General features: G+C 46.5%; 11 protein-coding genes. All 11 read right to left on the reverse strand.

Annotation, left to right across the window (positions count from 1 at the left end; translation table 11 throughout):
* Window positions 1-12 precede the first annotated feature (12 nt).
* The 11 genes from NTY76_04110 to NTY76_04160 all read right to left on the reverse strand — a co-directional run bounded on the left by NTY76_04110 (window position 13) and on the right by NTY76_04160 (window position 12,419).
* Window positions 13-582 carry an Hsp20/alpha crystallin family protein gene (locus NTY76_04110; protein ID MCX5678274.1) on the reverse strand — a complete coding sequence of 190 codons (570 nt, stop codon included), beginning with the start codon at window positions 580-582 and terminating at the stop codon, window positions 13-15.
* A gap of 70 nt (window positions 583-652) precedes the next feature.
* The gene (locus tag NTY76_04115) at window positions 653-5,524 is read right to left on the reverse strand and encodes a PEP/pyruvate-binding domain-containing protein (GenBank protein MCX5678275.1); all 4,872 of its coding nucleotides are present in this window, start codon (window positions 5,522-5,524) and stop codon (window positions 653-655) included.
* A 45-nt stretch (window positions 5,525-5,569) separates the two neighbouring features.
* On the reverse strand, window positions 5,570-6,172 hold the full coding sequence (locus tag NTY76_04120) for a hypothetical protein (GenBank protein MCX5678276.1): 603 nt from the start codon (window positions 6,170-6,172) through the stop codon (window positions 5,570-5,572).
* Window positions 6,173-6,847 carry a diphthine--ammonia ligase gene (locus tag NTY76_04125; GenBank protein MCX5678277.1) on the reverse strand — a complete coding sequence of 225 codons (675 nt, stop codon included), beginning with the start codon at window positions 6,845-6,847 and terminating at the stop codon, window positions 6,173-6,175.
* Entirely contained in the window at window positions 6,844-7,590 is a 747-nt protein-coding gene (gene cobS / locus NTY76_04130; protein ID MCX5678278.1) for an adenosylcobinamide-GDP ribazoletransferase, read from the reverse strand. Before cobS ends, NTY76_04125 begins: the two co-directional genes overlap by 4 nt.
* Window positions 7,591-8,676: a nicotinate-nucleotide--dimethylbenzimidazole phosphoribosyltransferase gene (cobT, locus tag NTY76_04135; GenBank protein MCX5678279.1), complete on the reverse strand. Its 1,086-nt coding sequence runs from the start codon at window positions 8,674-8,676 to the stop codon at window positions 7,591-7,593.
* Between the two features lie 20 nt (window positions 8,677-8,696).
* A complete protein-coding gene (gene cobU / locus NTY76_04140) occupies window positions 8,697-9,215 on the reverse strand; it encodes a bifunctional adenosylcobinamide kinase/adenosylcobinamide-phosphate guanylyltransferase (GenBank protein MCX5678280.1) in 519 nt (172 codons plus the stop codon).
* 9 nt (window positions 9,216-9,224) lie between these two features.
* Window positions 9,225-9,818, reverse strand: coding sequence for a histidine phosphatase family protein (locus tag NTY76_04145; protein MCX5678281.1), 594 nt, complete (start codon window positions 9,816-9,818; stop codon window positions 9,225-9,227).
* Window positions 9,803-10,609, reverse strand: coding sequence for an ABC transporter ATP-binding protein (locus tag NTY76_04150; protein MCX5678282.1), 807 nt, complete (start codon window positions 10,607-10,609; stop codon window positions 9,803-9,805). Before NTY76_04150 ends, NTY76_04145 begins: the two co-directional genes overlap by 16 nt.
* Window positions 10,609-11,571: an iron ABC transporter permease gene (locus NTY76_04155; GenBank protein ID MCX5678283.1), complete on the reverse strand. Its 963-nt coding sequence runs from the start codon at window positions 11,569-11,571 to the stop codon at window positions 10,609-10,611. The genes NTY76_04150 and NTY76_04155 overlap by 1 nt, the downstream gene beginning before the upstream one ends.
* A complete protein-coding gene (locus NTY76_04160) occupies window positions 11,568-12,419 on the reverse strand; it encodes a cobalamin-binding protein (protein ID MCX5678284.1) in 852 nt (283 codons plus the stop codon). Before NTY76_04160 ends, NTY76_04155 begins: the two co-directional genes overlap by 4 nt.
* Window positions 12,420-12,452: the final 33 nt, after the last annotated feature.

Genomic DNA, 12,452 nt, shown 5'->3' on the forward strand with positions numbered 1-12,452 from the left:
AAATTTAAATAATTACTGGACCTTAACCTTTACAGTTTCGACACTTATAGGCGCTTTCTTAGGTATCGTTATCTCGAGGACGCCGTTTTTATATGAAGCGCTTATGCCATCGCTTTTGCATTCAGCCGGAAGCTCTAGCACGCGTTCGAATTTTCCTTCCATACGCTCCTGCCTTATGACCCCCGTGGGAGACGTCTCCTTCTTCTCCACATGGCGCATCCCGGATATCTTCAGGATCCTGGCATTCTCCAGAGTGACGTCTATCTTGTCCTTGTCCATGCCGGGTAGGTCCGCCGTTACCGTGAAACCATTATCGTTTTCGGCCACATCCACCTTCACGTCACCGCCGAATGTCGCCGTCGCCGGGTCTTGCGTACTCGTATAGGTAGCGGTCATATCCTTCACGAACTTATCCATCTCTTTCTTCATGCGAACCAGTTTCTTGCTCAATATCTCGAGATTCTTCTCTTCCTGTGCCTGTTGTGCCTGATCATCGACAGAAGTGTTATTATAGGTTTGAGCGAAAGCAAAGCTCGCGCCTAGAATCGATACGATAATCGCTATAGTTAGTTTTTTCATCATAGCCTCCCTGTTAGCATTAATAGAATAGAACACTTCGCCAAAAATCACAAGCGGAATTTTTTGTCCGAAATTATGCGGATTGTAAGGCGTGTAGAGAGCGCCGATATTCTTCGTACTGAGCTTGTAATTCTTTAGTGAAGGTTCTTAGCGGAGGTAAGATGATCAGCCAGCCGCCGGAGCCGTTTTTGATCTTTATATCGATTGCCATCGCTATCGCTTGAGCAAATGAATACAACGCTTTCTCTGCCCCTATAACTATCACGGGGACTTCCGTTTCCTTGGAGCAGGATGCTAGCGATTCAGGCTCGACTGTCGGGCCTTTTATGAGAGCTAATATATTAGCCGCGCCTCTGGCTTTCGCAAGCTCTACGAGCCCTTTTACTTCCCTCGCCTCACTTCCATTAGTATGTTTGCTCTCCTCGAGCTCGCCGCTCGTTATAGTAGTTACTTCCAAGCTCGGATCCGCGCGTTTCAGCATTCGCTCTAGAATAGAAGCATTAACTGAATTTCTTGCGAATAATATTATCTTGCCGCCGCTTAATATATTATGCTTCGATAGGATATTCTTAATCGTGTTCTCAAGGTCGACCACAATTGCATTTTCCAGTATATCGTCGGCATAGAGTATCAGGCTCTGACCATTCTTTTCATAAAAAGCGCTCTTATTGTCCGCTTCGATGGCTCTGTCGCTAAATTCTTGCAGCGAAGTCTCCACGAGCGCCTTCACCGAGGTGATAAATTCAATCTCTTCCGGTGAAGCGCCAGGCAGGGTGGTCCCAAGCCGTAGCAGATCATTAACGAATTTTGTTAAATCTATCCTCTCCGGAACATCCCGTGATTGCACAATGAATAGGCCGTTATCATCGAAGCCGCCTTCGATATCCTGTCCACTGCCGAGAACCCTCTCGATCTCCAGGCATTCCCGCACAACAGTTTCCGCCTCGCTCTGCGTCAGGACCTTATCGTAAATTCCTTCTTCAGAAAATATGCGGACTTTTCCCTCATTTTTTACAGCCACTGCTATTTTGATCTTACGGGAAGGCGATTTATTCTTCAGCTCGCCGGTTACCCTGTCATAGATCCAAAGGGCTCCTTCGCCCGGATACGATTCTTTATCTGTTAACGTCCTTCCCAACCCATAAGATGCCCATATCCTTATCTTGCCATCATTCTTCCCTGTCTCCGGGTGATGGGTAAAGACTACAAACGATTTCCGGCTCATTCGTCCATTCTGCAACAATACCGCCGGATAGACCTTCCCATGATCTATGTTCCACCTTTCCCTTTCATCAAAAGCTCTTAAATTCCATATGGAGGCCCATACCATCTGTATGTGCTCCAATATCTCATCATCTCCCGAGATAAATTCGTAACTGTCATGCAATCCTGCCCCGGAAAAATTTTTTAAATCCTCGCAGTTAGTGGATGATCTCACGAAAAGGATGGGGTCCTTACCGAAGACTTTGTGAATCTCATCCAGTATCTCTCGGCGCAATCCGCCCGGAATAGAGGTACTGGCTATCATATTTCGGATTCGTACCAGCCGCCTCTCTTTCTCGCCCGTTAATTCCTTGCAGATTACGACAAGCTCCTCTATCTCTCTTTTGATCTGTGGATTTGTTTCCAAAAACTGCTGATATGCCTTAAATGATATAGCCAGGCCATCGGGAATATTATCCATGCCGTTCTTCTTTAACTCTCCAAGCCTCGCGGCCTTTGCGCCGAAAACATTTTTATCTTTCTGTCTCAGTGTATCTAACGTTGAGAATAATCTCGGATCATTTAAGTCTGCCTCCGGTATATCAACTTTTATCTGGTCCCGAATTTCTTCTATGTTTAATGAGTAACGCCGAGATTCAGAATCATCTATTATTCTCATGAGAGCGCCTTCGCCGGTGGACGCGAACAATACCTGTTTCCCGTCCCAGAGTTTCATAAAAACATCCGCCCTGGGGAGTATGGCATGCGGAATAACCCACATGCTGGCTAATACGCTTGAATGATCGGGACTGCCTTCTCTCTCGGAGACACCGGACAATATTCCTTCATTCGGATTCATTAGCACGTATTCTGTAGGGAAATACCTTGCCACCGCTATATCATCTTTACCCACCTGCTGAACTCTTCTGACAAGTTCATGCATATTATCGGTATGGTCGATGCAATGAAGCCTACCCACGGAGACGCCAATCCTCGCAACTGTCGATATTTTTATCTCAGTAGCCTCAGCGATAAGTTTCTGAAACGCTTTGTCAAGATGTGCAATGCTCTGCCGACAATTCTTTAGCGCTTCATCCAGAACAAAAGCTTCTTTACCTCTGGCTCTTTCTTCAAAAATATCGATGTCTCTTAAAATCTTTTCGGATAAAAATGCCCATTCGTGCAAAGCCTGGCTCAGGTCCCCACCTGCAAACAGTGTGCCTATTTTTTCCAGCACATCTCCGCAACGGTCATAGGTATAAAACTTTTGTTCTTTTTCACTGAAGTAAACAATCCCATCCTCTTCTGACATAGCACGACCCACCGATACGACGGCTATCCTTGCTTTTGTTAAAGCTTCTTCGAATGTCAGCTCTTTTTCTTCCGTTTCTATTTCTGGCGCATACTTCTCAGAAATGCTTTCGAGCCATTCCCTCTCCGACTCAGTTAATTCGACCCATAAATCCATCCTGGCGACCGCGATATCATAGATGATAGATATAATAAGGCTTTCCGTGCCGACTCCCATCATCCTTTGGCAAAAAAGTATCATGCGTTTTAAGTCGGAGGTGTTAATAAACGTCGCGAAATGCGGCACTTTTCCTGAGAAATACATTAATAAAAAAGACGTGTCGTAAGGATTATCTGATTTGGCATAAAATTTCCTAAACTCTTCTTCAGTTAGTGCTGACCAATCAGGAATCACATCTATGCAAAACCTGCTCAATCTGGTCCTGCCTTCGGGGCGAGATTGCATAATGTTCTTGAACATATCTATAATATAAGCATGTCCGTTGCTTGGCGTTCCCCTGATTACAAGCGCCGCTGTCTCCCGACCTAGGTATAATAGATCCAAAAACGCATCCCAGCAGCCCTCCATCTCCCAACCATACAGATCGCGGAAGTTTTGATAGGCTCCCGCCGCCAGTTTGTTATTCAGCATAACAGCCGTATTCTGTTTATCGAATGACAGATCATGGTATGCGGTCTGGCTCAATAGGATATCTTTATATAACCTGACCCTGATGATAAGAAGCTTTGCGCGCTCAAGCCTCTCTCCTTTCGGGGCCTCCCAGTCGGGGTGCCAATACGATGGTGGAGCCGCCTCATCTACGCTCAATATGTCTTTCAGAAGCTCGCTGTGACCGACATCTATCATTCCGGATCGAGCCATCCTCCTGAGCAAGTTCAGAGTTAAAACAATCTCTCCCTTCAAGCTTTCATTCCTTGGGTACGAAACATTTCCTAAATCTCTCAACCCGGTATTTGGCTCCCTGATATATGAATGCGAAAATAAAAATTTGAGCTCATCCTCCATGTATGCTATAAGCGTGTCTTCAGGTAATTTTGATAATATCTGAATAAAGTATTCTTCTTTTTTCGTATCTTCTACGCCCATATACGCGAACGATAATAAAGACGACATGAGTAATGGAAGCGATTCATTATTAACAAGAAATGATGTCTGTTTGCCATCGCGCGAAACCAGCACCCTCTTGTGGGTTGTTATAAGGCTTTCTGCCTCCAGGGAGCTACGGCTAACCGGTTTCCATCTTTCCTTGAATTCTTCGGTTAATTCTATGGCTTGTCCATTTTGTTGAAAGAGATGGTTAAGGCGCAGGACATCCGCTATAATTGCAGGATCGGCTTGAAGGAAATCCCCTGAATTAATGTAGTATTCGTTATCTCGCTTATGGCTTGTAAAATGATGTTGGTCAAACCCTGCGAATAACATCGCGGCATACTGCGGCTCTCTTTCATGCAGGGCAGAAAGCGCGTCCGCGCAGGTAAAATTAACTCGCCCAGCCTCTTCTTGTTCTTCAAAGGTTATGTGATCGCCACGTGTTACATCGCAATATGAATAGAATACCCCTATCTCTTGCAAGGCGCGCGCGAACGCTTGATAAAATTGATAAGCTTCCCACTCCTCTTTTTTTAAGAGGGCATTCTTGATAAAATCGTCGACAAAAAGCCTGGCCTCTTCCGGTGTCTCATGTTTCAGAGTTTCGGAATCATCTTTCTTATTATTATCAGCCGCCTGATAAAAGTTATTGCCATTGGCCAGGGCGACTCTTATCTTCATATGGCGCGCATTCCAATCCCAGAAGACACCCGTGAAGTAGTTATGCTTATTCGCCATTACTATAGGAGCCACCTCACTTAAAAACGCTTTCTCTTCGGCGGTAATTTCATTATCATAGATCAGGCGCTCCTCTTTGAGGATTAATAGCTCAAACGCTTTCGCCATAATATCGTTGAGCAGCAAATCCGCGGGTAAATCGGGTTTTCTATCGGCGGAAAATAGATCGTAGTATGTACTTAATATTTTACGTTGCGGTAGTATCAATTCTTTTAAGCCCGAATATTTATATCTATCTTCCCGGGCCATTATCTGCATAGTGGCCTCTATCTCTTCATGAATAATAGCTCTAAGCAGGCTCAAATTGCCTTGAGAGGCTTTTTCGGATAGGATGATCTTGCCATGCGATAATAAGAGAGCATCTGCATTATTGGCTTCCAGGAGACGCCTCGCTTCCTGATCTTGCCGGGCATCTATTATTTCAGCCCTTTCCAGATAGGCTCGCAGCATTTCCCGTCTAGTGGATATTACTTCCGTCCCTGCATATGGCGCTAATGCCTTAGCTTCATCGACAAATAAGAAGCTCTCTATCGACAATAGAAATGTTATAGCTATCGCTATTGCATTAAATATGATGGGATGTTTTATTTTGGCTATATACATACATAGAAGAATAACATAGAGAGCCGAGGCAGGCAAATACCTTTTTTATAACTTAACCGATTTTTTGAATGAAACGGTAAGGGTGAAGGACATCTGGGGAAGCGTGAGAGCTTTGGGGAACGGCGTAAACGGTGCGGCCTCTTTGAGGCTTTGGATAGCAGTATCGATGAGCGTCCGATCGCGCGTCGATATCTCGGGGCTTGCAGCAGCACTGATAAGCACACCATCGGAACGCAGCACAAAGACGAGACAGACATCCCCTTCATTGTAATAACCGCGGTACCTCTCCTTCAACTTCCGCCGGATCTTCTCGCGTATCAGCTGGTAATAATTCACATAGTCTTTTGTGGACATGATCTTAGCCTGTTTGGCGGCAAGCGCATCCGTATTGTTTTTCTCGGTCTTTGCGGGTGCCTTATCGGCCGGTGCGTTGATGGACTGTTTCATCTCCACCTTCGGAGTGACTTCTATCTTAGGAGTCTCGGGTATTTTAGCCTCCGGCTCTTTGTATTTTATATAATCGACTATGATGCTGTCCTTTTTATGCACGACATGCGTTGGCGGGATATTCTTGCCAGATAGCGGCAGAAATATCGCTGAATGAATAAAGATAGAAATTACGATGGCTTCTTTAAGCGTAATATGCATTTATTCATATCTTTTAATATCGAGAAACCAGTGCTTCCAGAAACCTTCTTTAAATATGGTTTCGCTTTCCAATATCTTTATCGGTTCTTTGAATATCGGCCCATCTACGACAAGGGTGTGAAATTCTCCGTTCTCTCCGCAGGGGCAAACGCCTCTGTCTTCAAACTCCTTGATCATGCTTTTTTCGAGGCACCGGCCAATAAATTCCTTGCCCAGCTTCTCCGCCTGGCAGCTCACTATGATCGCCTTGAACCCCAGGTCCAAAAACTCTTCGAGAATCCGCGCGGCGGGGAGGTTCCATAACGGTTCAACCGGAGTTATCGCTAGATCTTTACATACACGATCCACCCAACTCGCATGTTCCAGGAGGTAGATATCTCCGAAGACCATTGCGCCTATACCATTGATTTTCAATTCCGATACGGCCTCTTTAAATTCTTCTTCATATTTCCGCATATCGGGGCTTACCTCCCTCTGGACCAGAGGGACTCCCAACAAACTCGCCTGCCTGCGCATCAGCCTGCCCTCGATCCCATGAAAACATCCGCGGCCGGTGCCCCTAGTGGTAAAGTTCAGCAGATATTTAACTTCACAACCTGCTTTTATCGCTTTAAAATACGCATAGCAGCTGTCTTTTCCGCCGCTCCACGATGATATCGCCGCCAGCTTGTTCAAAGCGCACCTCCGTTAATTACACATATCAAAAAGAGCGTGACCACTTCCATCAATTCGCACACCGCCCCCAGTGTATCGCCTGTTATACCGCCGATCTTCCTGGCGACGGATCCCGCAAACAGATATGAAGCCGATCCGATCAATACGAAAAGCACGATCCCTTGAAATTTGGCTACCATGACCACTGTTATAATCGTAATAAGCGTAGCAATAGCCACTATCCTTGGATTAATGCCTTCAATAAATGTCTTTGCTTTTCCTCTGTCGCGAGCATAAGGAAAAATCGACATTACCATCACCATCGACCATCTGCTCAAAACACACATCAGAATAATTGAAATAATTTTACCGTTTCCGGACATGCAGAATAAGAATGACAGCTTTAAAAGAAGCGCTGAGAGTAACGCCAGCACTCCCATGGTGCCTATATGGGGATCCCGCATTATCTTCAGCATTTCATCCTTCGGTTTGCCGCTCGCTATCGCGTCAAAAGTATCGGCCAATCCGTCCAGATGCAAGCCACCCGTTATAAGCACAAGAAGCACGACGATGATACTGTTTATCGCGATATCGTTCAGGCCAAAAAACATCGCTATCCCAATAGCCATGATAAGGATCAGCCCTATCAAGAGTCCCACCAAAGGAAAATAGACCATGGATAGCGGCAAATCGCTTTCACTGGCTTGCCTTGTCCTTATAGGGACGATCGTAAGAAATTGTAAGGCCGCTAAGAAGCTTCGCATCTACTCTCCCTTTTGAGAAACGCCGGCGCTTTTAAATGTTGCCATCCGGGTCAGTATCTTTATGCTTGCATCGACGAGACCGATCCCGAGCGCGGCTCCTGTGCCCTCCCCCAATCGCAGATCGAGATTTAAGAGAGGCTTTAACCCGATGTGGTCGAGTATTACGCCATGGCCTCTTTCGACAGAACAATGTGAGGCGATCAGATAGTCCTTCACTTTCGGCGAGATGTGAAATGCTACGAGTGCCGCGGCGCCTGAAATAAAACCGTCTATCACTACAGGTACTCGCCTGGATGCCGCACAGAGAATAACGCCTGCTAGACCACCTATCTCAAAACCACCTACCTTCGCAAGTACATCGATAGCATCGGAAGCGTCGGGCGCGTTCAAAGCTATAGCTTTTTCTATAATCGCTATCTTATTTCTTAACCCTTTATCGTCGACGCCGGTGCCCCGACCGGTTATCTCCTCGACCCGCTTCTTCGTAAAGACAGCCGTGATAGCGCTCGATGCCGTCGTGTTCCCGATCCCCATATCGCCCGTGCCGGCTATATCGATACCTTTTTTATATTCCTCCTCAAATACTTCGATCCCCGTCTCTATGGACCGTACCGCGTCTTCGCGAGACATTGCCGGGCCCTTAGCCATATTCATTGTGCTGTAGCCGATCTTTTTTATGATAAGACCTTTCTTATTTTCAAGATCTGAGGCCACGCCCATATCCACGACAACTACCCTGGCGCCAACGTGGCTAGCAAGGACATTTATACCTGCGCCGCCGCGTATGAAATTATAGACCATCTGGGCGGTCACATCTTTCGGATAGGCGCTCACCCCTTCTTCCGTAACACCGTGGTCCGCCGCAAGCGTAAAGATCACTTTATCGCTGAGTACCGGGTCCGCCTTACCCGTAATGCCTGTTATCAGTTTTGCAAGGTGTTCTAATTTACCAAGGCTGCCCTGAGGCTTAGTAAGAAAGTCGAGCCTCTCCTGTGTCTTCTGTATGAGCTTATCATCGAGAGTGCCTATATTATTTACAACAGCTTCTATCTTCTTTGAACTTAAATTTGCTTGTTTCGCTATCATTCGATCTTCCCCTTTTTTCCTTACTTAATTTTTACCGGCAGCCCTGAGACGAGAAAGTATACCTCATTTGCCTCTTTGGCCACTATCTGGTTCACTCTTCCGCCTATATCCCTGAAATCTCTAGCAAGGTTATTCTCCGGGACTATCCCTAATCCTACCTCATTAGATACGATTATAGAATCGGATTTCATATTCTTAAGCTCTTTGATGATACCGGTTATTTTCTTTTCAATGGCCGCTCCCTCCACACCTTTGAGAAGAAGGTTGGAGACTAAAAGCGTCAGGCAATCTATCAATATCGCATCGAACCCGGATCTCGCATTTTTTAGCGCCTTACGGATATCCAGAGGCTCCTCGAACGTCTTCCATGATGAAGGCCGTTGTTTCCGATGAGAGGTTATCCGCATTCTCATCTCCTCGTCAAGCCCTTGACAAGTGGCAATAAAAGCAACCTTTTTTCCGGACTTGCCTGCAAGCGCTGTGGCGTAATTGCTCTTACCGCTCCGCGCGCCGCCCAGTATGAAAATTATCTTGCCCACACATTCCTCCTATAGGTGCGAAGTATCGTTAATCAATACAACCTTCGGCATTTTATCCGCAAATTCGATCACACTGACACTTGCCGAATCAGGCATCACATCCCAGAAATTTACAGAGCGCGTAATATCGTTCACTATCACTCTGATGGGGCCTGCATGCGTCACTATCGCCAAAATCTTGCCCCTATTGGCCGATGTTATTTTATTGAACGCTCCCAGCACCCTCTCCTTCATGCTCTGCATGGATTCGCCTTCAGGTATATTGGCAGAATGAATGTCACTCAGCCATTCATCGTATACCTTAGGATATTTCCTAAGGATCTCTTCATATGTCATACCTTCCAGCACGCCAAAATTCATCTCCCGAAGCTCCCGCATCTTTACAATGGGTTTTCGATCGAAAATTATCGAAGCGAAATTAAGCGCCCTGCAACTGTCGCTTGCGTATACCTTATCTATCTCCTCCAGAGATAATCTCTTCTTTAATTTTTCCGCTTGAGCGAGCCCTGTATCATCGAGATCTATATCGGTAACGCCCATATAACGCCTCTCAGCGTTCCATCTGGTGCGGCCATGCCGTACCAAAATCACCTTTTTCGGCATATCGACTCTCCCGAGACCAGGACTATGTAGGGTTTGTGCGATATCGGATTCTCATTTACTACTACAACCGTCTTATAGACAGCTTCTATATTCTGGTATGTAAGGATATCCTTGGGTGCGGCATCTTTGAAGATCCTGCCGTCTTCCAACAGCATGATCCGGCTGCAGTATTCGCTGGCCAGATTCAGGTCATGCAGGACGATGATGATCGTCAGTCCGTTTTCGCGGTTTAATTTTTTTAGTAGGTCCAGTATCTGTATCTGATGGCTTATGTCGAGATGTGAAGTAGGCTCGTCCAGGAAAAGCAGGATAGGCTCCTGCGCGAGAGCTTTTGCGATAACGACCCTCTGCCTCTCTCCGGCGCTCAATTCGGTAATATACTTATCCTTCAAGTGCAGCGCGTCCGTGAGGGATAGGCTATCGCAGGCTATGGAATGATCTTTTTTCGTCTCGAATTGAAGCCTTCCCATATGCGGTATTCTTCCCATAAGCGCGATCTCGCCGGAGGTGAAAGGAAAATTGATCGTCACATCCTGAGAGACGAAAGCCACTTTTTTACAGAATTCTTTTATATGTATCTTTTTCGTATCCTTCGATTCAAGCTCGATATCGCCCCCTTTAAGCGGGAGAGCGCGGCTGAGAAGCCGGAGAAGCGTCGATTTACCGGACCCGTTCGGCCCGATGATACCCAGAAATTCTCCATTCTTCACGTCAAAAGAGATATCTTTTATTACATCCTGGGCGCCATACCCTCCCTTAAGACCCCGTACTTTTAAAAGAAGATCGGGCATTAGCTCACCTTCTGAGTACGCTTCGACAATATTATGAATATCGGCGCTCCAATCACCGCGGTGATGACTCCAATGGGTATCTCTACGGGCGGGCATGCCGTGCGCGAGATCGTATCACAGATGACCATAAACGCCGCGCCTCCGATGCAGGAAGCCGGGATAAGCGCTCTGTGATTCGGCCCGACTACATGCCTCATAATGTGAGGAACTATCAGCCCTACGAAGCCGATCATTCCGCACACGCAAATAAGGCTTGCGGTTATGAACGATGTGATAATAAACGTCATCTTCTTTATCATTTCGGTCTTTATTCCCAGATGGACCGCTTCCTCTTCTCCAATACTTATGGCATTCAGGTCCTGAGAAAGCATGAAGATCGCGACTACGGAAATGGACACTGCCAGGCCGACTACTGAAAGAAGATTGATATCGAAGACTTCGAAGCTGCCCCAGAGCCACCAGATCATGCTATGAAGCGTCTCTTTCCCCGATGCGGATATCAAGAAGACTATCACTCCGGAGAGCGCCGTTGAAACTATTACGCCTGACAGCACAAGCGACTGGGCCGGAAGCCTATTATTCTGTCTGGCGATGCTGTATACCAGTACCATGCTTAAGAGCGCGCCGACAAACGCTGTGAGAGGCACAAAGATGCCGGTTATGCCTGTCATGATCGCCAGGACGGCGCCTAGTCCTGCGCCGCTAGATGTTCCCAATAGATATGGCTCCGCGAGAGAATTGCGCAATATCGCCTGAAGTGCCGCGCCCGAGACGGCCAGGCCGCTGCCGGTTACGACTGCCAGCATGATACGGGCCAGCCTCATATCGAGTATTTGCCGGTTCTCTTTAAGGAATAGAGATTGCCATGAAATATCGACAGAGCCTTTTAAGATCGCCCACACTATCGATGCGAAGAATATAGCGACGAGCGCGATTATATTTCTTTTTGCTCTGTAGTTCATTGGGGATAGAACCTCTTATGCATTTCGACCAATCCATCCACTATTCGTGGGCCCGGCCTCAATATTGTATCCGGATCTACATCATTATACACCCGCCCATTTCTTACGGCGGATATATCTCTCCAGCCGAACCTGCTCTTTATCGTATCAAGGGCATTCTTTTTCTGCATATAGCACAATATGATCACATCCGGATTCTGTTTAATGACATCCTCCGCGCTGAAATAACTGTAATTCTTCTTAGCGTTCGACGCGATATTTATGCCGCCGGAGGCAGCGATAAGCTCGTCGATCAAAGAGCCGGAGCCTGCCGTCATTATCGGGTTGCCCCAAAATTCAACGTATGCTTTAGGTCTCTGTGATTCCGGAACGGATGCGACCATATCGGTAACGCTCTTTATCCCGGTCTTCATCTTATCGATCAGGCTATTGGCGGCATATTCTTTATTAACGAGCTGTCCCATTTCCTTAATAGAAGCGAACAGTTCTTTCAGATTGGAGGGGTCGCTTACACAGACTTTAAATCCTAATTGTCTTAATTTTGCGACAGCCGGTGCCTGTTCAAGTGAAGTACAGAATATGATATCCGGTTTCAGTGAAATGATCTTCTCGATATCGGGCTGACTGAACGTTCCTATCCTCTCCTTGCCATGAACGCTCTTCGGATAATTGCAGTATTGGCTCACCCCGACGATCTCCTGATCCAGTCCAAGGGCAAACAATATCTCCGTAGATGATGGGGCAAGCGAAATAACGCGCAATAACTTGTTTTCCGTACCGAAAGAAATGCCGGACAGGAACAAGGATAGGACCAGCGATATGGCGCATACCTTTAAACATTTTTTCATGTTTCTTACCTATCTTACCGTAGGCAGCTATAA

This window comes from Candidatus Omnitrophota bacterium, assembly GCA_026387175.1.
GTDB lineage: Bacteria > Omnitrophota > Gorgyraeia > 2-01-FULL-45-10 > 2-01-FULL-45-10 > CAIMPC01.

What these genes read in the sequence shown, in the direction of transcription:
- cobT (MCX5678279.1), bottom strand. Translation starts at nt 8,676, where the DNA reads ATGATAGCGAAACAAGCAAATTTAAGTTCAAAGAAGATAGAAGCTGTT.
- NTY76_04120 (MCX5678276.1), bottom strand. Translation starts at nt 6,172, where the DNA reads ATGCATATTACGCTTAAAGAAGCCATCGTAATTTCTATCTTTATTCAT.
- NTY76_04150 (MCX5678282.1), bottom strand. Translation starts at nt 10,609, where the DNA reads ATGCCCGATCTTCTTTTAAAAGTACGGGGTCTTAAGGGAGGGTATGGC.
- NTY76_04155 (MCX5678283.1), bottom strand. Translation starts at nt 11,571, where the DNA reads ATGAACTACAGAGCAAAAAGAAATATAATCGCGCTCGTCGCTATATTC.
- NTY76_04145 (MCX5678281.1), bottom strand. Translation starts at nt 9,818, where the DNA reads ATGCCGAAAAAGGTGATTTTGGTACGGCATGGCCGCACCAGATGGAAC.
- NTY76_04110 (MCX5678274.1), bottom strand. Translation starts at nt 582, where the DNA reads ATGATGAAAAAACTAACTATAGCGATTATCGTATCGATTCTAGGCGCG.
- NTY76_04115 (MCX5678275.1), bottom strand. Translation starts at nt 5,524, where the DNA reads ATGTATATAGCCAAAATAAAACATCCCATCATATTTAATGCAATAGCG.
- NTY76_04160 (MCX5678284.1), bottom strand. Translation starts at nt 12,419, where the DNA reads ATGAAAAAATGTTTAAAGGTATGCGCCATATCGCTGGTCCTATCCTTG.
- cobS (MCX5678278.1), bottom strand. Translation starts at nt 7,590, where the DNA reads ATGCGAAGCTTCTTAGCGGCCTTACAATTTCTTACGATCGTCCCTATA.